Annotated in this window: 20 protein-coding genes; 9 read left to right on the top strand and 11 right to left on the bottom strand. The window is 44.3% G+C overall.

The window, feature by feature from the left end:
• Positions 1-8: 8 nt before the first annotated feature.
• Positions 9-1,409: an undecaprenyl-phosphate glucose phosphotransferase gene (locus NDJ01_RS16370; protein ID WP_145472143.1), complete on the bottom strand. Its 1,401-nt coding sequence runs from the start codon at positions 1,407-1,409 to the stop codon at positions 9-11.
• Between the two features lie 423 nt (positions 1,410-1,832).
• Entirely contained in the window at positions 1,833-2,951 is a 1,119-nt protein-coding gene (gene malK / locus NDJ01_RS16365; protein WP_005375271.1) for a maltose/maltodextrin ABC transporter ATP-binding protein MalK, read from the bottom strand.
• A 672-nt stretch (positions 2,952-3,623) separates the two neighbouring features.
• Between malK and malE the strand changes: the two genes are divergently transcribed.
• From malE to malG, 3 genes are all read left to right on the top strand, one after another.
• A complete protein-coding gene (gene malE, locus NDJ01_RS16360; RefSeq protein WP_053809629.1) occupies positions 3,624-4,802 on the top strand; it encodes a maltose/maltodextrin ABC transporter substrate-binding protein MalE in 1,179 nt (392 codons plus the stop codon).
• A gap of 79 nt (positions 4,803-4,881) precedes the next feature.
• Complete coding sequence (malF, locus tag NDJ01_RS16355; protein ID WP_258586985.1) at positions 4,882-6,456, top strand: maltose ABC transporter permease MalF; 1,575 nt, start codon at positions 4,882-4,884, stop codon at positions 6,454-6,456.
• 12 nt (positions 6,457-6,468) lie between these two features.
• The gene (gene malG / locus NDJ01_RS16350; RefSeq protein ID WP_005375275.1) at positions 6,469-7,359 is read left to right on the top strand and encodes a maltose ABC transporter permease MalG; all 891 of its coding nucleotides are present in this window, start codon (positions 6,469-6,471) and stop codon (positions 7,357-7,359) included.
• Between the two features lie 363 nt (positions 7,360-7,722).
• On the opposite strand, the gene NDJ01_RS16345 is transcribed toward malG, so the two are convergent.
• From NDJ01_RS16345 to NDJ01_RS16335, 3 genes are all read right to left on the bottom strand, one after another.
• Positions 7,723-7,968, bottom strand: coding sequence for a hypothetical protein (locus NDJ01_RS16345; protein WP_005375277.1), 246 nt, complete (start codon positions 7,966-7,968; stop codon positions 7,723-7,725).
• Between the two features lie 171 nt (positions 7,969-8,139).
• Complete coding sequence (locus NDJ01_RS16340; protein ID WP_005392490.1) at positions 8,140-8,625, bottom strand: acyl-CoA thioesterase; 486 nt, start codon at positions 8,623-8,625, stop codon at positions 8,140-8,142.
• Positions 8,626-8,770: 145 nt separating this feature from the next.
• Positions 8,771-9,676 carry a DMT family transporter gene (locus NDJ01_RS16335; RefSeq protein ID WP_258586984.1) on the bottom strand — a complete coding sequence of 302 codons (906 nt, stop codon included), beginning with the start codon at positions 9,674-9,676 and terminating at the stop codon, positions 8,771-8,773.
• A gap of 98 nt (positions 9,677-9,774) precedes the next feature.
• Between NDJ01_RS16335 and NDJ01_RS16330 the strand changes: the two genes are divergently transcribed.
• Complete coding sequence (locus tag NDJ01_RS16330) at positions 9,775-10,563, top strand: helix-turn-helix domain-containing protein (protein WP_258586983.1); 789 nt, start codon at positions 9,775-9,777, stop codon at positions 10,561-10,563.
• Here the strand turns inward: NDJ01_RS16330 and NDJ01_RS16325 are convergent.
• Positions 10,558-11,475, bottom strand: coding sequence for a M14 family metallocarboxypeptidase (locus tag NDJ01_RS16325; RefSeq protein ID WP_258586982.1), 918 nt, complete (start codon positions 11,473-11,475; stop codon positions 10,558-10,560). The genes NDJ01_RS16330 and NDJ01_RS16325 overlap by 6 nt on opposite strands.
• A gap of 172 nt (positions 11,476-11,647) precedes the next feature.
• On the opposite strand from NDJ01_RS16325, the gene NDJ01_RS16320 reads away from it, so the two are divergent.
• Positions 11,648-12,553 (top strand): DUF808 domain-containing protein, encoded by a 906-nt coding sequence (locus NDJ01_RS16320; protein ID WP_005392495.1) that lies wholly within the window; start codon positions 11,648-11,650, stop codon positions 12,551-12,553.
• 98 nt (positions 12,554-12,651) lie between these two features.
• On the opposite strand, the gene pyrC is transcribed toward NDJ01_RS16320, so the two are convergent.
• Complete coding sequence (gene pyrC / locus NDJ01_RS16315; RefSeq protein ID WP_257887347.1) at positions 12,652-13,680, bottom strand: dihydroorotase; 1,029 nt, start codon at positions 13,678-13,680, stop codon at positions 12,652-12,654.
• Between the two features lie 155 nt (positions 13,681-13,835).
• Entirely contained in the window at positions 13,836-14,000 is a 165-nt protein-coding gene (locus NDJ01_RS16310) for a YqaE/Pmp3 family membrane protein (protein ID WP_005375297.1), read from the bottom strand.
• Between the two features lie 268 nt (positions 14,001-14,268).
• Here NDJ01_RS16310 and NDJ01_RS16305 point away from each other — a divergent pair, with 268 nt between their 5' ends.
• The gene (locus NDJ01_RS16305; protein WP_085344543.1) at positions 14,269-16,086 is read left to right on the top strand and encodes a hybrid-cluster NAD(P)-dependent oxidoreductase; all 1,818 of its coding nucleotides are present in this window, start codon (positions 14,269-14,271) and stop codon (positions 16,084-16,086) included.
• Positions 16,087-16,168: 82 nt separating this feature from the next.
• On the opposite strand, the gene nadE is transcribed toward NDJ01_RS16305, so the two are convergent.
• On the bottom strand, positions 16,169-16,999 hold the full coding sequence (gene nadE, locus NDJ01_RS16300; protein ID WP_006742205.1) for an ammonia-dependent NAD(+) synthetase: 831 nt from the start codon (positions 16,997-16,999) through the stop codon (positions 16,169-16,171).
• Between the two features lie 177 nt (positions 17,000-17,176).
• Here nadE and NDJ01_RS16295 point away from each other — a divergent pair, with 177 nt between their 5' ends.
• Positions 17,177-17,710: a nicotinate-nicotinamide nucleotide adenylyltransferase gene (locus NDJ01_RS16295; RefSeq protein ID WP_258460325.1), complete on the top strand. Its 534-nt coding sequence runs from the start codon at positions 17,177-17,179 to the stop codon at positions 17,708-17,710.
• 14 nt (positions 17,711-17,724) lie between these two features.
• The gene (locus NDJ01_RS16290) at positions 17,725-18,207 is read left to right on the top strand and encodes a hypothetical protein (RefSeq protein ID WP_104970202.1); all 483 of its coding nucleotides are present in this window, start codon (positions 17,725-17,727) and stop codon (positions 18,205-18,207) included.
• Between the two features lie 127 nt (positions 18,208-18,334).
• Here NDJ01_RS16290 and NDJ01_RS16285 read toward each other — a convergent pair whose 3' ends face one another.
• Positions 18,335-18,943 (bottom strand): hypothetical protein, encoded by a 609-nt coding sequence (locus NDJ01_RS16285; protein WP_006742202.1) that lies wholly within the window; start codon positions 18,941-18,943, stop codon positions 18,335-18,337.
• Positions 18,944-19,134: 191 nt separating this feature from the next.
• On the opposite strand from NDJ01_RS16285, the gene NDJ01_RS16280 reads away from it, so the two are divergent.
• Positions 19,135-20,244: a 1-acyl-sn-glycerol-3-phosphate acyltransferase gene (locus tag NDJ01_RS16280; RefSeq protein ID WP_006742201.1), complete on the top strand. Its 1,110-nt coding sequence runs from the start codon at positions 19,135-19,137 to the stop codon at positions 20,242-20,244.
• A gap of 74 nt (positions 20,245-20,318) precedes the next feature.
• On the opposite strand, the gene NDJ01_RS16275 is transcribed toward NDJ01_RS16280, so the two are convergent.
• Complete coding sequence (locus NDJ01_RS16275; RefSeq protein ID WP_258586981.1) at positions 20,319-20,918, bottom strand: hypothetical protein; 600 nt, start codon at positions 20,916-20,918, stop codon at positions 20,319-20,321.
• Positions 20,919-21,201: the final 283 nt, after the last annotated feature.

Raw genomic sequence — 21,201 nt, 5'->3', positions numbered from 1 at the left:
TCTCAACCTTAGTAAGCGTTAGCACCAGTGAACCCTTTGAAAACGGTCATGAAGATGATTTTGATGTCCATCCAAACCGACCAGTGGTGGATGTAATCCAAATCAAATTCGACTCTCTTTTCCATTTTTTCTAAGGTGTCTGTTTCGCCGCGATAGCCATTAATTTGCGCCCAGCCAGTAATGCCTGGTTTTACTTTGTGACGTAGCATGTAGCGGTCAACAATCTGGCGATACTCTTCATTGTGCGCCACGGCGTGAGGGCGTGGACCAACAATAGACATGGTCCCTTGCAGTACATTGATAAATTGAGGCAGTTCGTCCAAAGAGGTGCGACGCAGAAAACCACCAAAAGGCGTAATGCGTGGGTCGTTCTTTGTCGCCTGTTTCACGTGAGGGCCTTGATCCATAGTGGTCATTGAACGGAATTTCCAGACTTCTATCTTGCGTCCATCGAGGCCGTAACGATGCTGTTTAAAAATGATCGGACCTTTAGAGGTCAGCTTAATGCCAATCGCAATAGTGAGCAGGACTGGAGAGATCAAGGCTAAAATAATGCTCGAAAACAAGATGTCTTCAAACCGTTTTACCCAGGAAGAAATTCCAGCAAATGGCGTATCAAATACGCTGAGCGTTTGAACTTGGCCGATTTGCGCCCAACGAGAATGCAAAAGGTTATAGGTAAAGAAGTCAGGAATCAGATACGTATTTGCGGTGGTGTCTGAGAATTGGTTAAGAAGCGATGCAATACGTTCTTTTGCGTGCATTGGCATTGCGATATAGACGTAATCCACTTCCCCTTTTTTGGCTCGCTCAAGGGCGTGGTCAACTGCCCCTTTAATAGGGTAAGCAGAATTTGGCAATCTGTCGGAAGAACGCTCATCGTAAAAGCCATCAAAAAGTACACCGTGTTCAGTGTGGTTTTGAATTTCGTTAGCAAGGGTAATGCCGTGAGGAGTTTGGCCGATGATTATTGCAGTACGAGTGTTGAATCCTTTTTTTCTTAAATAGGCTAATCCGGTACGGAATGTCACTCGCCATGCCAAAAGTAGAGCGGGCGTAATCGCAAACCACAATGCCAGAATAGTGTTATCAAATAAGTCATAGACTTCCGAAAAATACAGAACAATAAAGATAAGCGCGGAAGTTACTGCCCAGGCCACACAGACAATAATCATCTGCTCTTTAAACGAACTGGTTCGCCAAGAGCGGTACAGATTGCCGCTTTCTGCCATAAATAGAAAGGAGATGCCTCCAACAAAAGCCAGTATGACGTAATCTTTCCCCATCGCAGTATTCATGTCTTTGAACACTAAAAGCAGCATAAAAGAGACGATGACAGCAAGATCTGAGATGCGATATAAAAAAGCGAACTCCATCTCGTGAGAGCGGATAAGTCCTTTTTGTTTCATGACTCAGTTTCCCTTCTTACACGCTACCGCCCTTGGGTGTCTCCCCCAATTGCCGTGTCGTGAGCGTTATTAGTAGTTGGTGAACAGAGCATTCTGTTGAATGCTTCTGAGTTTTTTGTCACGTGTAATTTCGTTGATAAGTGTAAAAATTTGCGTTGTTGAGGTAAGTGGAAATAAGAATGAAATTTAGACCTTTGGCTAAGTTTGGCGGGTTAGGAAAAAGCTGGTACTTACTCATGAGGGATGAGGAAAAGTATTAAAAATGAAGTATCAGTACAAAGACAATGGTTTATGTGAAGGTAGAAGAAACGGGTGATCTTATTGGTTAACGATTAATGATTTAGTATCGAATTACTTATATTTATTAGGATAAAAAAATCCCTCTCAAGTGAGAGGGATTTTTTGTGAGTAAGGACGAATGAATTATTCGACTTCCACGCCGTTTTCTTTGTATAGGCGGCGACATGCACGACCATCACTGTGAAACAGGTGACAACGGTGTGCTGGAATACCAATCTCGATTTTATCGCCGGTATCGACTGCGAGCGTGTCAGGCTGACGGAAAATAACGTCTGCGTCTGCGCCTTCTAGGTTTAGGTATACTTGAGTTTCATTACCTAGCTTCTCAACAATCATCACTTCACCGTGAATGCTTGCATCAGCTTCAGAAGCGGATAATAGGTGCTCAGGGCGAATGCCTAAAGACATGCGGTCGCCACGGTTAACCGTCGTGCCATCCACTGGAATCCAGAAAGATACGCCATTAGATAGTTGAACTTTGACGCGCTCTGCTTCTACTTCATCAATGAATACGCTCATGAAGTTCATTTTCGGAGAACCGATAAAGCCTGCTACAAAGCGGTTTTGTGGGTAATGGTAAAGCTCAAGCGGCTTACCAACTTGCGATACATAACCGCCGTCTAGTACAACGATTTTATCTGCCATTGTCATTGCTTCTACCTGATCGTGCGTTACGTAGATCATGGTACAACCAAGTTGACGCTGAAGTTTCGTGATTTGGGCTCGCATGTTTACACGCAGTGCGGCATCCAAGTTTGATAGTGGTTCATCTAGAAGGAATACATTAGGTTGCGATACCAGTGTTCGACCGATAGCCACACGTTGACGCTGACCACCTGAAAGCGCTTTTGGTTGGCGTTCAAGTAAGTGACCCAGTTGTAGAATTTCTGCAGCCTGTTCAACACGTTTGTCGATTTCTGCTTTGTCTGCTTTTGCTAATTTTAAGCCAAATGACATGTTGTCATATAAGTTAAGGTGTGGGTAAAGAGCGTAAGACTGGAATACCATACCAACACCACGTTTGGATGGTTCGACGTCATTCATGCGCTGGTCACCAATATACAAATCACCTGAAGTAATGTCTTCAAGACCGGCAATACAACGTAAAAGGGTAGATTTACCACAACCTGATGGACCTACGAAAACAACAAATTCACCTTCGTTGATTGTTAGGTCTACGTTCTTAGAAATCAGTACGTCGCCATACGCTTTACAAACATTTTTTAACGTGACACTCGCCATGTAGCTCGTCCTCGATCAATTTTTTATTATTCACCGCTCATCATTATATGAATTATCTAGCGAGCAGTAACAGTAGGAATCGGTAAGTTATTGCGGTTGGTAAGAAAAGTAGGGTAGCACTTCAATAAAATGTCCTGAATAGAAGTGCTACCCATCATAGCCAAGTACGAGTTTCTCTCCCCCACATTATTCGTGTTGTCTCCCCCGTGAAATAATTACCACAAACAACACCAATAATGACATTCCACTCGTCTGGCAATGCAAAACCAGCAAATCTTTTTCCTAATACGTAGGCACTGCTGGGAAAGGGTTCTTACCATCCACTCTTGGATGACTGAAGTTTGTAAGATTGTGCGAGGTGCGACATCCTCCTAATAGAAATAATTGTAGGGGGAGTAGGTAGGGAGGAGTAAAAAAGGAGGAGGAATAAAGCAGTTGGTCGGAAATCACATTATTGCACCACCTAAAGTTGAAACCGATCACAGGAAGTATCCGTTTTGTGATTTGAGTCTCTTACCCTTGGCGATTTAGATCACGAAAATACGTCATAATTGTAAGGGCGTAGGGATTAGGAGGATGAGACATATTGGATTATTTCAGATGATATATGTCGAAATACGGCTGAACCTCAATGGACTAGCCCTACATCAAAAATATAAAAAGGATACGAACATGAAAAAGTTAAGCGCTGTAGCACTAGGTACTCTTGTTGCTTTGGGTTCTTTTGGTGCTAATGCTGCCATCGAAGAAGGACAACTTACTATCTGGATCAACGGCGACAAAGGTTACAACGGCCTTGCTGAAGTTGGTAAAAAATTCGAAGAAGACACTGGCATTAAAGTGACAGTGGCTCACCCAGATGGCCTTCAAGACAAATTCCCTCAAACTGCAGCGACTGGTGACGGTCCTGACATCGTATTCTGGGCTCACGACCGTTTCGGTGGTTACGCAGAAGCTGGCCTGCTAGCAGAAATTAAACCTTCTAAGAACATTCAAGAAGGTATTGTTGATTTCGCTTGGGATGCTGTACGTTACGACGGCAAATTGATCGGCTACCCAGTTGCGGTTGAGTCTCTATCTCTAATCTACAACAAAGACCTAGTTCCAAACCCACCGAAGTCTTGGGAAGAAGTTGCAGCGCTAGATGCAAAACTTAAAAAAGACGGCAAGTCTGCAATCATGTGGAACCTAAAAGAACCGTACTTCACTTGGCCACTAATGGCTGCTGATGGCGGCTACGCGTTCAAATACACTTCTGAAGGTTACGATATTAAAGACGCTGGTATCGCGAAAGAAGGCGTTAAAGACGCAATGAGCTTCGTAAAAGGCTTGGTAGACAAAGGCGTGATCTCTGCAGATATGGACTACTCAGTATCTGAGTCTGCATTCAACCAAGGTAAGACAGCGATGACGATCAACGGTCCATGGTCTTGGGGCAACATCGAGAAGTCTGGCGTTAACTACGGCGTGACTACGCTACCTAAGTTCCAAGGTCAATCTTCTAAGCCATTCGTTGGTGTTCTAACGGCTGGTATCAGCACTGCGTCTCCAAATAAAGACCTAGCGGTTGAGTTCATTGAGAACTACCTACTAACAAACGACGGCCTACGTATGGTTAACAACGATAAGCCTCTAGGTGCGGTAGCGCTTAACTCGTTCCAACGTGAACTAGATTCAGATACTCGTATCGCTGCGACTATGGACAACGCGATGAACGGCGAAATTATGCCAAACATTCCTCAAATGAACGCATTCTGGGGCGCGGCTAAGAACGCAATCATCAACGTAGTTGATGGTCGTCAAACTGTCGATGCAGCATTGGCAGACGCAGAAAAACAAATGACTAAATAATTAAGTAAGACCTTTTTAAGGAGGGGGCAACTCCTCCTTACTTTTCTATATTTATTCTATATTCGCTAGCAGGTTCCCTATGCAGTCAGTTCAAGGTACAAATGCTATGACAGCACCAGAAGCCAGCCTTCCGAGCAGCAAAAAAGTGTTCATGAAATGGTCACTTTTAGGCACAGTCGGCATTATCAATGGCTACGCAACAATCCTTATGTATTCACGCGGTGAGATTGCGTTTGCACTACTTACGATCATTCTTACCGCTTTAGCGTTGTTCATCTTTGGTAGTAAAAAGACGTACGCACACCGTTACATCTACCCTGGTATCGCAGGGATGATCCTTTTCATTCTTTTCCCTCTGGCGTACACCATAGGTTTGGCGTTTACCAACTACAGCGCGAAAAACCAACTCTCTTTTGATCGTGCGCAGAGCGTACTTTTGGACAGAACTTATCAAAGTGGTGATAGCTACCCGTTCACTTTATATAAAACGGATCAAGGACATCAGCTTGTGGTTGAAAAAGATGGGGAGCTACTTGCTACGCCCACTTTTCAACTAGATAGCCTTTCAGCATCGGATCTTGACCTATCGCCAATTGAAGAAGCTACGGGCGAGAAAGAATCAATCAAGACGATTGTTAAGAGCCGTAATACGTTGAGCAGTGTTGATTTGCATCTGCCGAGCGGTGAAGACATCCGCATGAGCGGGTTACGTAAGTTTGCGGCAGTTGTGCCTTTGTACACGCTGCAAGAAGACGGCGAAACGTTTTACAACAATCGTACTGAAGAGACGTTACGTCCAAATATGGAAGTAGGTTACTACCAACCTGTCGATGAAAACGGTCAGTTTGTTGGTAGCACAGTGTCTCCTGGCTTTGTGGTGAACATTGGCACACACAACTTTGAGCGTGTGTGGAAAGATGATGGTATCAAAGAGCCGTTTATCAGTATCTTTATCTGGACGATTGTGTTCTCGGCACTCACCGTACTATTTACGCTTGTAATTGGTCTTGTTCTAGCAAGTGTTGTTCAGTGGGAAGCATTAAAAGGCCGTTCGGTTTACCGACTCTTACTGATTCTGCCTTATGCGGTACCGGCGTTTATTTCTATCTTGATCTTTAAAGGTTTGTTTAACCAAAGCTTTGGTGAGATCAACATGCTTCTGGAAGGTTTGTTCGGTATTAGCCCAGCTTGGTTCTCAGACCCGTTCATGGCGAAAACCATGATCCTGATTGTGAACACGTGGCTTGGTTTCCCTTACATGATGATTCTATGTATGGGTCTACTAAAAGCGATTCCTGATGATTTATATGAAGCGTCAGCAATTGATGGTGCGAACTTTATTACTAACTTTACTCGTATCACGCTACCAATGATGTTGAAGCCGTTAACACCATTGTTGATTGCGAGCTTTGCCTTTAACTTCAACAACTTCGTGCTTATCCAGTTGTTGACAGGCGGTGGTCCAAACATGATTGGTACGTCAGAACCTGCGGGTTATACAGACCTATTGGTAAGTTACACCTACCGAATCGCATTCGAAGGTGCGGGCGGTCAAGACTTCGGTCTAGCAAGTGCAGTAGCAACACTTATCTTCCTATTGGTTGGCGCATTGGCACTTATCAACCTACGCGTAACTAAAGTAGCTCAGGACTAAGGAGAGATTACAATGGCAATGGTACAAGGTAAGTCATTAAAGTATCGTGTTTGGGCTACTCATATTGCGATGTGGGCATTCTTGGCACTGATTATTTTCCCTTTACTGATGATCATCGCGATTTCATTCCGTGAAGGTAACTTTGCAACGGGTAGCCTGATCCCAGACAACCCAACGCTTGATCACTGGAAATTGGCATTAGGTTTCTCGGTGACTAACCCAGACGGTACAGTTACACCGCCACCATTCCCAGTCATGACATGGCTGTGGAACTCAGTAAAAGTGGGTGGTATTTCTGCAATCCTAATCGTGGCGCTATCAACCACATCAGCTTATGCGTTTGCTCGTATGAAGTTCAAAGGTAAGAACACCATCCTAAAAGCGATGATGATCTTCCAAATGTTCCCTGCGGTATTGGCATTGGTTGCTCTATACGCGTTGTTCGACAAATTGGGTCAGTACATTCCTTTCCTTGGTTTGAACACGCACGGCGGTCTGATCTTCGCTTACTTAGGGGGTATCGCCCTGCACGTTTGGACGATTAAAGGCTACTTCGAAAGTATTGACTCTTCGTTAGAAGAAGCGGCGGCACTGGATGGTGCGACACCATGGCAAGCATTCCGTTTGGTATTGCTTCCATTGTCTGTGCCAATCCTAGCGGTAGTATTCATCTTGTCGTTCATCATGGTAATTGGTGAAGTTCCTGTAGCATCACTACTACTTTCTGATGTAGACTCGTACACACTTGCAGTGGGTATGCAGCAATACCTATATCCACAAAACTACTTGTGGGGTGACTTTGCTGCAGCTGCTGTACTTTCAGCAGTGCCAATCACTGCCGTATTCTTACTTGCTCAACGCTGGTTGGTTGGTGGTCTAACCGCTGGTGGTGTGAAAGGATAATCTCTTGTGGTCTGAGATTGATAAGAATAACTAGAAAAGGGCGACCACATGGTCGCCCTTATACGTAGCACGGATATTACAATTTTGGTTTGGCCGCCGATCAGTAATATCTTGGCTTTTATTGGCGTTACGCATAGCTGGCTGTTAGCTTAGTTCCTTACGATTCAATCACTAACAGTTTCTTGTAACCATAACCTGAGTCTAGACTCAGGTTTTTTTATACTTGTTAAATACAGTTGTTCAATAAGCAGGTAAAGATTAGCGGCTTTGCCATGGATTACACAGGGCTTGAATAATGCCCTGCGTAGCACTTCACATAAATAACCTGAGCTCAGGTATCAGTAAAATTAAGGTAGGTAAGGATTAAAACTCTCGACTGGAGGGGGCGCATCCAACGTATTGAAGCAGCGTGTATAAGCTTTCTTGCTGTAGTGCGACGCGACGAAATAAATTTGCAAAGGTGACATCACCGCCAAAGCAGGTTTGAATGTAATGGTTAATTTCTGTTTCGTTATACCCCTCGACGTACATGGTTCTTACCCACTGGTACTCGACCGCTTTTAAATTGGTCAACGTCTCTTCACTTAAGGTCGTTTCTTTTAGTCTCAAGATCCAAACTCTATCCAACTCCAAAATAGTGGATGGATTTAAGCAAAGCTAGGTGAAGGATTTATGACAGAGGAGGCTGAGTGTGAAGCAAATGGCAAAACCATGATGTTGCTCCACACTCTGGATATAAGTAACGTTGAGGTAGTCAATAGCGTTCTTAACGGAGGTAGGTTACTTGAGATACTTTACGTGCGCTTCCATCTCTTCCCCGATTTCTTTGCGCATGTTCATAAGGCGGATAGCGGATTGTTCCAAGGCTTTATCTTCATCAGATTCTGGAACCCATTTCGGTACGTCGGTTGGTTTTCCGTTTTCATCCACAGCAACCATAATAACGATACAGTGGGTGGTGAGTCTGTTTTTCATTTGCTTTGGGTCACTGGCTTGCACGTCAATCGCGATGTGCATTGAGCTTCGTCCGGTATAAATGACTTTCGCGCTAACTTCGACTAAGTTGCCGACATGAATCGGCGCAACAAAACGAATACCACCTGCGTATGCAGTAATGCAATACTTGCCACTCCACGCTGCAGAGCAGGCGTAGGCTGCTAAGTCGATCCATTTCATTACGGCGCCGCCGTGCACTTTTCCGCCGAAATTGACGTCACTGGGTTCTGCTAAAAAGCGAAGGGTAATGTCTCTTTGACCACTGCTCATCTGTCTTTCCTTGATGGGTTATTGTTTTCCCAATTTAGCAGCAAGATGAATTTTCGGGAATAGAGAATGAAACAAAATATTAACTTTTATTCGAACGCTGAAAACAAAAAGCCACAGCGTAGTTCTGTGGCTTGGGGAACTGGGATTAATTGGCGGTGGAGGCAATCTCAGAATTGGGCAATGGCTTTCTGTGTCGTATTTTTATTTGCGACAGGATAACGCCAGAGATGACTAACAGCCCACCAATAATGTGGTAAGCGTAAATTTTCTCACCAATCAACGTTGAAGCAAGTACGACAGAAACCACGGGCATTAAGTTCATGAACATGGCACTTGAATCAGCGCCAATTGAATCGATCGCTTTCACCCACATTAACGGCGCAAAAATGGAAGCCGCAATGCCAGCATAGGCGATTAATGGTAGCGCGTCTTGGCTTGGTAACAGTTGTTCACTAGAGAGCCAAAGTGGTGTAAGCATCACAACCGAGAAGAAGCCTTGCATGTAAACCAGAGTCAAACTACTGAAAGGCATCTTCCAGCGTTTTAGCAGCACGCAATAAGCCGCGTATACCATGGCGGCAATCAGCATAAGGCTATCACCTTGGGTCATGTCTTGATGTAAAAAGTAGGTGATATCACCATGACCAAGCATAAACGCCAAGCCGCCGAGCGAAATCACACCACCGACGATACTTAACATTGATACAGACTTGCCTAACAGAGGAACACTTAAAAACACACTGATCAAAGGAACCAAAGAGGTAATCAGTGCCATGTTGGAAGCCGTTGTCGTTAAACCAGCGTAGTAGCCAAGTGATTGGTTGAGCACCATGCCAAGTAACGCAAGAGATGCCAGCTTAGTTAAGTAAGGTCGAATAATGTGTCGTTGTTTGATGATCGCAGGTAGACAAAATGGAGTTAGAAGTACCATTGCGACAAACCAACGATAGAAACTCATCGCACTTGGTTCAATTGCGCTTGCTGCCATCTTATTCACAATTGAGTTACCACCCCAAATCATAACGGTGAAAAACGGAAGTAAATAAATCATGAGAACCCTATAGCACAATTATTGATGGCGCTAGTCTGGCAGGTCTTTATAATAAAAAGTATCTCTTAAAAGACATCGTAAGCGATAGGAAGACAATTTTGAAAAAGAGCGCCAGAAATCTTCATCCCTCATTATCAATCGACCGCGCACCATCGGATGTATTTATGAATTTTGAAGCCTTTCTCTCTAATACAGAAACGCGAATTCATAGCCATCCTTGGGGGCAAGTGCAGCTGATCAGCGGTGGGATCCTAGAGATGGATGCAGAAGGTACAAGATTTCTAGCGCCTCCGCATCTTGCAATTTGGGTTCCTGCTGGTATCCGTCATACTAGTTACAACCGTAAACCTATCGAATATTGTTCTTTGAACATTGCCCCTGAATTGACGGCGCACTTTCCTACCAAAACGAGTCTGATCAAAGTGACTCCAATCGTGTCGTCCATTATTGAGGACTTTCGTCAACGAGACATTAACGTGGCGCAAAGTGATGAAGACAAGCGATTGGTACAAGTGTTATTGGACCAGCTTGCAAAGCAAGAAGTCGAACATCACTTTTTACCGACAACCGACAATAAGTATCTTGAACCGATTTTAAAAGCAGTAGAAGAATCGCCGACGGATGAGATCAGTTTGGCGGAGTGGGCGGCAAAAGTGCATACCACAGAACGCACGTTAGCGAGACATTGCCAGAGTGAGTTGGGCATGAGCTTTACTGAGTGGCGCTTACGTGTGCGATATTTACATTCTATGGAGTTGCTGCGTAAAGGGCAGACCGTAAAGGAAGTCGCGTTGACGTTAGGTTATAACCAAGCTAGCCCTTTTATCGCGATGTTCAAGAAATACTCCGGCATGACACCGGAGCAATATAAGAACCGCTTATTATAACTGAGCCAGAACGTAATTCAGACCACCGACCACGGCTGCAACTTGCGCATCGTTGCACTCTTCGTCGGTCACCGTTGGGCTGTCTGGGTACACTTCCGTTGTCGTGCCGTAAACGCAATTTGTTACGCCGCCACACAGACCCAGCTTCACCATTGGGTAGTTGATAACGCCAAACTGTACGACTGGTGAACCAATGATTTCGCCATTTTCATCTGCAGGTGCAATGTGAGTCACTTTCGCAACCGATTCAATCACCGCTTTTTGAAACTCGGGTTGAGGGTTTTCACTATCTCCAACTGTGTAAAAACCGTCTGGGATCATGCCCTCGATGTACTCAATGCCATCACGAGCGGCAAGCGCAGGACGGAACTCTGTTTCATCGGAGTCTGTCGTTTCATGTAGATCAATGTGCATTAACACATCGCCTAAAGTTGCAACGAGCTTCATGAGGTTAGCGGACTCTTCGGCAGGGCTGTCTTCATAGAAAGAGCGGTTTGGATCAATCGCGTTTGGATTCCAGCGGTTGATCACCTCGTAACCCCAAGGGCTCACGCAAGGTGCAACGACAATATTGAAATGCTCTGCGTAGCGCTCTGCTTCTGTTTCTACAAACTTTAAAGCGCCATGTACACCGCTGGTTTCATAACCGTGTACGCCGCCTGTGACCAATACAATAGGCTTCGTTGAATCCCAATTGCATGTTTTGATACAAAACAGAGGGAAACGTGCCTCGTTGTATGAGAGCGCACCATATTGTTCAACATCAAAACGCTCGCGTAGGGCATCGATTTTACTGACGACTTCATCTTGGTAGCTACGTTTTACTTCTTGCGTTGCTAACCAAGCTTTACGTTCCTCTTCGCTCCAAGGTTGGCCAGGGGTACCGATTGGGTAAATGTATCCACTTTTCATCTATACTTTTTCTTTTGACTGCTGAAAGGTACCACAAGACTAGACCTGTCTTATCTTAACGGCAATATAAAACACCATTTGGCATAGTATTCTTTGCAAAATCATCACTTTGATGAGTGATTTATTGGTGTTACATTTTGTTACTTACTCAATTTCATATAAGAGACAAAAAATGGCTGGAGCAAGTTTACTCACACTGTTGGATGATATTGCCACGGTACTCGACGATGTCGCCTTAATGTCGAAAATGGCGGCAAAGAAAACCGCAGGTGTGTTGGGTGATGACCTAGCGTTAAACGCTCAACAAGTGTCTGGTGTTGCATCTGAGCGAGAAATTCCAGTGGTTTGGGCGGTTGCGAAAGGCTCGTTCAAAAACAAATTGATTTTAGTTCCTTCAGCATTGCTAATTAGCGCGATTATTCCATGGCTTATCATGCCACTATTGCTAATTGGCGGCTTGTTTCTCTGCTTTGAAGGGGCAGAAAAGGTGCTTGAGAAAGTATTCCCTCACTCCCATCCGCACGAAGAAAAAGAAGAGTTAGTTAATACTGGCGAGTCGATAGAAGAGTATGAAAAACGCAAAGTTGCTGGTGCGATTCGAACGGACTTTATTCTTTCAGCGGAAATCATTGTGATTGCGTTGGGTACCGTGACTGGGGCGAGCCTTGTGACGCAAATCTTAGTGGTGAGCTTAATTGCAGTCATCATGACCATTGGTGTTTATGGCTTAGTAGCAGGCATCGTGAAATTGGATGACTTGGGCTTCTACCTTGAAATTCGCTCAAAAGGTAAGGGCTGGATGGCGAAAGTCGGCAGTGCTTTAGTTGCTTTTGCACCAAAGCTGATGAAGTTGTTAACGATTGTGGGAACTGCCGCGATGTTTTTAGTCGGCGGGGGGATTGTAGTGCACAACGTACCTGCCATTCATCACTTTGTAGAGCCGATTATTATGAACTTTAGTGGTCATTCGGTTGCTACAGCGATTCTGCCTATTTTGCTTAACGGCATTATCGGCTTTGTGGCGGGGTTGATTGTGGTTGCTGTGTGGGCTGCTGTAGAAAAAATTCGCGGCCACTAGTAATCACAGCCCAAAGCAAGACAAGAACAACAAGGGTCATGACTTCTTTTCACAGAAAGGCATGACCCTCTTTTATGGATGGAACGTCAGTAAAGTGGTTACTTCACTTTCCACTCAATTTGTTCATTTGCTCGAATAGGCACAACGATATCATTGCCAAATGGCATCGTTTCCGGCACATCCCAAGCGGATTTTTCTAACGTTACCGTATCTGTGTTGCGCGCAATGCCGTAAAAATCAGGACCATTGAAGCTTGCAAACGCTTCCAAGTTTTCCAGTTTGCCTTCATTCTCGAATACTTCTGCATAAAGCTCTAGCGCTGCGTGTGCAGTGTAAGAACCAGCACAACCGCAAGCTGACTCTTTTGCCCCTTTTGCATGTGGCGCAGAGTCGGTACCTAGGAAGAACTTCTTGCTACCACTGGTTGCAGCTTCGATCAGCGCTTGCTGGTGGGTGCTGCGCTTAAGAATTGGCAAACAGTAGAAATGAGGCTTGATACCACCCACAAGCATATGGTTACGGTTGAAAAGAAGGTGGTGAGCAGTGATGGTAGCAGCTACGTTATCTGAGGCGTTATTAACGAAGTCTGCTGCGTCGGCAGTGGTGATGTGTTCTAGAACGATTTTAAGATTAGGGAAGTCATTGACGATGGGAGCGAGGACAGTATCAAGGAATTCTTTCTCTCGGTCGAAGATATCAACATCGTGATGTGTTACTTCGCCATGAACCAAAAGTAACATTCCGACTTCTTCCATCGCTTCGAGAACGTGGTAAATGTTCTTCGCATTGGTCACACCGGAATCTGAGTTTGTGGTAGCGCCTGCAGGATAAAGCTTGGCAGCAACAATGTTTCCGGTGGCTTTAGCCTTACGTATTTCATCTGGTGTGGTGTTGTCTGTGAGGTAAAGCGCCATCAAAGGTTCAAACTGTTCGCCATGTTGCTCTTTTAGAATTCGGTCACGGTAGGCTAGGGCGAGCTCAGTTGTAGTAACTGGTGGGACGGTATTTGGCATGATCAGCGCACGGCCATTGTAGCGGCTGATGTCGCGAACGGTGTCTTTAAGAACTTCCCCATCGCGTAAGTGAACGTGCCAGTCGTCAGGACGAGTGATTGTCAGTGTTGTCATTAATTGCTCCCACCATTGAAAAGTTGTCTGATTGGAGCCTAAGCGCCGTATTTGCTTTTGAGCAAACGCTTGCGCTTAGGCGACAGGATGATAGAGGAATTGCCCTCACATTTCATCCCATTTTTCACTTTTCTACAGAGTGAGAGTGTAAGTGATTACTTCATTGTTAACCAAAGCGCGTGGATCGTACCCGGCAGAAAGAAGAAACACGTCAATATTAGGTTAATCAAAAAGTCTTTATTTAGACCTTTCTCCATAAACACCGCGACAGGCGGAAGAAAGATACATAACAAAATCAGAACCAGTTTTCTTGTATCCATAATTAAGCTCCAAATCAATAAATGGGGGCAGTGATAACTCAGATGAATTATGTGTGTCGTATCACACTTTATCAAACGGTATTTGGTCAGAACGATGTTAAAAAACGCGAATGTTGAGTGTAGTAAATACTTGTCGCTCAAACCAAATTTATAAGAATAGCATTCAGAAAAAATTGAGTTGGATGAAGCGGCAATAGACTCTGCACCTTAATGTGATTTGGGTATACAATACTGCAACAAATAAAAAACACCCTGTAGGAAGAAGGCTATGTCGCAACCCATTTTGTCCCAAATTAATGTTTTTCCGGTTAAGTCAGTTGGCGGATTATCGCTGTCGTCAGTATGGGTTGAGAAGCAAGGATTGAGCTTCGATCGTCGTTTTATGATTGCGAAAGCTGATGGCGCTATGATTACCGCGAGAAAGTATCCGCAAATGGTAACCATTAAGTCCGCCTTATTATCCGATGGGGTTGTGTTTAGCAGTTTGGGGATGGAGCCGCTTAAAATCCGTTATCAAGACTTTAAAATGCAGGAAACGCCAGCAACAGTTTGGAAAGACACCTTTACTGCATATACCACCACAGATGATGCAGATGATTGGTTTAGTCGTGTATTGGGTCAACGTGTTGAGTTGTTGTTTAGTGGTGAGCAATCGAATCGTGTTCGCGAAAAGCTAGGACAAAACGTTAGCTTTGCCGATGGTTATCCGGTGTTAGTGATTAGCCAGGCTTCCCTTGATGAACTGAACCGAAGAAGCTCTGAGCAACACTCTATGGATCAGTTCCGTACTAACTTAGTGGTCTCTGATACCAAGCCGTTTGAAGAAGATTCATGGAAGCGCATACGAATCGGTGAGGTAGAGTTTGAGTCTCTCAAACCTTGCGAGCGCTGTATCCTGACTACGGTGAATACCCAAAGAGGCACATTCCGTGAGAGCAAAGAGCCGCTCAAAACCTTGCAACAGTTCCGTGCAAACGATGTCGGTGGTGTGTTCTTTGGCCAGAATCTTGTCGCGCGAAATGAAGGCATTATTCGTCAAGGCGATAAAGTTGAAGTATTGGAGTACAAAGAGCCGGAGTTTTACGCAGATAACTCGCCAGTGCGCATGACGTTAACATGTGTTGAGCGTGAAGAAATCGCCCAAGACTTCGTGACCTTATGGTTAGAACCAAACAAAGGTTCTTTACCTAATTACTTGCCAGGACAACACCTGCCAATAGAAGTGAATATTGATGGTAAGAAAGTAGGTCGACGCTATACGCTATCATCCAGTCCGTCTCGTCCGGGTCGCTATGCTATTTCTGTTAAGCGTATTGCAGGTGGAAGAGTCTCTAATTCGCTCTTAGACAATTTACAAGTCGGTGATGTTTTAGAGGCAGAACAACCTGATGGCCAGTTCCACCTAAAAACTCATGAAGCGCAGCCTCTATTGTTACTCTCTGCAGGCAGTGGAGTAACACCAATGCTATCGATGGTACGTTACTTAGCGGATCACAATCAGTTGGAGAACGTGGTTTTCTACCATCAATGTCGTACCGAAAATGATATTCCTTGTCGCTCTGAGTTGGAGCAGTTAAAGCGTAAGCACCCGGGGTTAGAAGTGAAAATCTGCTTGACGCAGCCTGCCGTTGATTGGTTTGGGTTAAAAGGGCGTTTAAGTTTGTCACACATTAAGCAAATCAAAGATATTGAACAGCGCCAAGTGTTTGTGTGTGGTCCTGATGGTTTTATGGAGAAAGCGAAAAATCTCCTACTAAGAAAAGGGCTGCCAGAAGAAAACTACCATCAAGAAGCGTTTGGCGTATCTTCAGTCACTTCAAGACCAGAGAAGAGCATAGCGATCGATTTCAATGGGACGAAAGTTGTAGGGAATAATCAGAAAACGTTGTTAGATCAGCTTGAAGACGCAGGGAAGGTTGTTAGCAATAGCTGTCGTGCTGGCTTATGCGGCGCGTGTAAGGTTCAGCTTACGTCGGGTCAAGTACATCATCCGGACGTGCCTGCGTTGACAGATGAGGAACGTGCGATGGGAACCGTATTGGCGTGTTGTGCTGTTCCAGAGACGGACGTGACGGTAACAAACTAAGCGAGAAGGCTCCCGGGTTCTCAATAAAAACGCTGCTAACTTTAGCAGCGTTTTGAGTTTAAAAGTGAACGGAAAATATCGCTTAGTCGTAAATCGTTGGGATTGGCTGACGTTTGTGCTGCGTTGCTTTGTAAATCGCTACCAGACGATCACTCACTTGCTGTGGAACGGGTTTGCCTTCTAAGAAGTCATCGATCTGTTCATAAGTTAAGTTCAGAGCATCTTCATCTGCTTTTTGCGGCTCTAGTTCTTCTAGATCTGCCGTTGGTACTTTCTTAACAAGTAGTTCTGGTGCGCCTAATGTTGCAGCCAACTCGCGGACTTGACGTTTGCTTAAACCAAATAGAGGGGCAAGGTCGCACGCGCCGTCACCAAACTTAGTGTAAAAACCGGTGATGTTCTCTGCTGAGTGGTCTGTTCCCAATACTAAGCCGCCAACGTAACCAGCGATTTCATATTGTGCAATCATACGAGCTCGCGCTTTTACGTTACCTTTTACGAAATCAATTTTGTCGGCTTCAGTCGGAAGCAGGCCCGTCCCTTGCAACGCGGTATCAGTCGCCGCATGCAAACCGTCAACTCCATCTTTAATGTTCACAGACACAGAGTGTGTTGGCTTGATGAAAGAGAGTGCCAGTTGCGCTTCATCTTCATCTTTTTGCTCACCGTAAGGCAGACGCACTGCGATAAACTGATATTTGTCAGTACCAGATTCCGCATTCAATTGTTCTACTGCAAGCTGGGCAAGGCGACCTAACGTGGTTGAGTCAACACCGCCACTAATGCCAAGCACCAGTGACTTACAACCTGCTTCTTGTAGCTTACGCTTAATAAAAGCAATACGGCGTTCAATTTCAAAATGCGGATCAATTGAAGGGAGTACACGCATTTCATCACGGATGGATTGTTCCATTTAGGGTTCCTTTTCCTGCAAATATTTCAGACACCAAAGCCCGCTTGCTCAAATGGTGATAAACCATGCAATTGAGACTGATAAACACGACTTTAGGGTCAAAAGCTGTAAAGATTAGTAGTATCATACCGAAATCATCAGATTAGAAAACTCTCTTCAACCAGGTAATCACCGGATATGAAAAAAATCGCCATTTTTGGTAGTGCGTTTAACCCACCTAGTTTAGGGCACAAAAGTGTTATTGAGTCATTGAGCCACTTTGACCTTGTGCTACTTGAGCCTAGCATTGCACACGCTTGGGGCAAGAATATGCTCGATTACCCAACTCGGTGCAAAATGGTTGATGCATTCATCAAAGATATGGGACTTTCTAATGTTCGGCGTTCTGATGCAGAGCAAGCTTTGTACCAACCCGGACAAAGTGTGACAACCTATGCGTTGTTAGAAAAAATTCAAGAAATCTACCCAACAGCCGATATAACTTTTGTCATAGGTCCTGATAATTTCTTCAAATTTGCTAAATTTAGTAGAGCAGAAGAGATTACGGAACGTTGGACTGTTATGGCGTGCCCTGAAAAAGTAAAAGTCAGAAGCACGGATATACGTAACGCATTGGTTACGGGTGAAGACATAAACGCCTACACAACCCCGTCCGTCTGTGAATTGTTGCTTAACGAAGGCTTATACAAAGAAACATTATCTGGGAACTGAGAGGTCAGATTTTCATGGTCAGATTAGCCGTATTTAGTGCATGTGCGCTGCTTGTGGTCACACAAGCTCATTCTGCGTGTAACTATTTTTCTGATCGTTCTGTTGTGTTTGAAGATAACACCCTTCCTATCTGTGAAGAAATTTTAGATTCCATTGGCGTATTAAGTACGGATGTGTTGATTTGGTATGCTGCGGAAGCGAAATTCGAAGGGCCAACAGAAAACTATTGGGAAGAGTGGGCGATTAAGCCGGAAGACACACCACTCCTAACCCAAAATCTAGAAAAGAATTATTTTGGGCTTGGTTTTTGGATGCCGGAAGAGCTCCGAGACGAAGAGAGCAAAATGGACACAGAAGAGTGGCTCCGTAGTCATGGCCTGATGTTCAGCGTGGGTTTTGGTGATAAATCCGACGGACAGCCAAGAATGCGATTTGATTATCGTTGGCACGAATATTACGACGCTGACTGGATGATGCAGATTGAAGTTCCTTTCTAGTCACCTTGAGCGAACATAAAAAGGGCGTACATCATCCATGTACGCCCTTTTTATTTTTATCTGAGTCTCTATTTTCTGCGCGCGTCACTCTGCGTAATACTGAAAAGATGGCTCGTTAGAATGCGAGTTATAGCGCTTCTCCAAAGACCAAAAAGCAAAGTTGCTCATATTCTTCTGTGTTACCCGCAAAAAGCGTATCGACAATCTGCTCTTTTTTCTTTCCCGACAGCTTCATTTTTCTTGCTTCACGGAGTGTGAGTACCAAGCACAGCTCTTTAGAAATGTCCATGTCACAACCAGGCGTCCACTGATTGATGGTTTTTGTTAACGTTGAGTGCGCTAGTTTAGGGGAGAGAGTCAATACTTCATGTCTTACTACCGTCAGCAGATCGGTTTGCAGATCTGAGCGCTCGGCTGTTGTTGCTAGTTTCTCGACGAGGGCTTTTAGCAGTGGTGAAGGTTTCACAAACCCTGCTTGTTGTGAGAAGTCATCATTTAAACGCACAGAAAAATCACAACGATATACACGAGAATTAGGTAAAAAGGTGAGGGAGCTCAAACATCCTTGAGGAATCCAAAAATATTGGCCTGGTTCAATGGCATACTCCTGCTTACCCAATTTAATGACGGCTAACCCTTCGACGACAGACAGCAGACTGTGCTTCAGTGCTTTTTTGCGCGCAGCTACTTCAAGAAAGGGGTATTTAGCGTCGTGAAATTCAATTGCGTAGTTCATTATGAGTACCAGTGTTTTTTGGCGCTAAGGGTAACGTTAAACCTATACGATTCCAACCAGCTGAGAGAATTTTTTAGCATGAGAAATTGTAGCCTAACTGGTATGACCATGTTAAAAGTATGGGTTGAAATGCTGCTTGTCAGCAAAACTATGCGTAAAATGTGCCAGCTTTTTTTGATATGTAATGAACAATGACTGCCAATACCGATCCTTATATTGAAATTCGTCCTTACAATGACGAAGAAATTCCAGCAGCGCTGGATCGTCTAATCCAAGATGATGAATTTATCACTGCTATTCTCGATCATCGCTTTGCTAATAAAGCAGCGTGGTTTAAAACGCTAATGAGCCCGATCCTGCGCATCTATCTGAAAGCTAAATGGAGCAAGCTTGATTCTGTAGAAGCGATTCAGATTGAAGTGAAGAAGTATCTGAAAGATACATTGAATAAGACAACGGATGGCGTCACTTTTTCTGGTTTGGATAAGCTGGATAAAAACACGTCGTACTTATTCGTTTCTAACCACCGTGATATTGCGATGGACCCTGCGCTAGTAAACTATGGCTTGTACCAAAGTGGGCACCGTACAGTTCGTATTGCGATTGGTGACAACCTGCTGAAGAAGCCATGTGCGACAGAATTAATGCGACTCAATAAAAGCTTCATCGTTAAGCGCTCTGCTAAGGCGCCTAGAGAAATGATGAAAGCATTAGGACAACTGTCGAGCTACATTAAACACTCGCTTGATACCGGTAATTCAATTTGGATTGCCCAAAAGGAAGGTCGTGCCAAAGATGGAAACGACTTTACTGATCCTGCGATTTTAAAAATGTTCCATGTTGAAGGCCGCAAGCAGAAGATCAGCTTTGGTGAATACACGCGTTCTTTGAAAATCGTTCCTGTCTCGATTGCCTATGAAAATGATCCATGTGACATTGCCAAAGCAAAAGAGCTGTACGAAAAAGCAGAAAATGGCCGTTATGAAAAAGGTGAATTTGAAGATATCGAAAGCATTATTCAGGGCATCATTGGTTATAAAGGCCGTGTGCATGTCGCGTTTGGTGATGTGATTGATCAAGAGTTTGAAACGCCAGAATCTCTTGCCGGTGAAATCGACCGCCAAATTCATAATAACTACAAGTTGTACCCAATCAACTTGTTAGCTGCTGGACGCGAAGATTCGAGCATCATCACAGAGGCGGTGAAGCGTCACCTCGCGGATAAATTGGAGCAGTTACCTGAAGGGGCAAGACCTTATTTGGTGGCGAGCTATGCCAACCCAGTGAACAATCAAGAGTAGTATTCATCGCTGAACTTGATGGATTATGAACGCCTTAAAGCCTCGGTTTTCCGGGGTTTTTTCTTGTTTGCTTTTTAAGGAGCAACGGCCCCGCCAAGGGTTAAATTGCTAGGCCACTTGGTGATCTTGTTACCACCTAAAAAGATATTCCCTTTCACCGTCATCGTGTCTGGAAATACTTGTAGCGCTGATCCTCCTATATAAAGGTTACCATCAACCACCAATCCTTCAGGAAGAGCAGAGATAGGAGTGCGAATAACACTTAAATCGCCTTTGACTCGAAGTTTAGCTGGGAGCGTTTTTAATGGTGTATCCGTCAAGTTCAGATAACCGCCGAGTTTGATGCCCCTAGGCCAGTTTTCGATCTTACTACCCAGTAGATTCGCATAACCTTTTATCTTTGTACCTGAGCGAATGGTTTTGAGTGCGCTGTTGGTTGCTTCCAAACTGCCTCCCACATCAAGCCCCTTAGGCAGCTTTTTGATCGGGGTTTGCGAGATATTTAAGTTGCCTTTGACCACTAACCCAGAAGGTAATTGGGTGTAAGGTTTGTTTCGTAGATCAAGATTACCGTAATTATCGGTGTGACCAAACTTAGAGTAGTAATCTAGCTCATATGCGAAAGATGGGAAGCTGAGCAGCATCAAGGTAAGGAAAAGGGAAACAAAACGCATAGCCAGAGACTTAGTTAAACATAGAGATCTTAAGTGCTCATCTTATACTTAAATAGACTCATTATGCATACTTTGTTAACAGTTTTTGATTTTTAGCCCAAGAACTTCAAATTAGGGCTTTATCTGAAAGCATACACGCTCTCACGATGCCGAGTTGCTTCAGTGTGCAAGTTAGGGAATGATTAAGTGATTGATTATATAGTTTATTTAAAAGTAAATGTGAGAAAAATATCAGTAGAGATATGAAGAATATGAGATTCTGCCAAGAACTGAACAAGCGTCC

The sequence above is a fragment of the Vibrio sp. HS-50-1 genome, assembly GCF_024747315.1.
In the GTDB taxonomy this organism is placed as follows: Bacteria; Pseudomonadota; Gammaproteobacteria; order Enterobacterales; family Vibrionaceae; genus Vibrio; species Vibrio diabolicus.
Note: the sequence above shows the minus strand (reverse complement) of the source record. Positions and strands in the feature narration are given on the sequence as shown.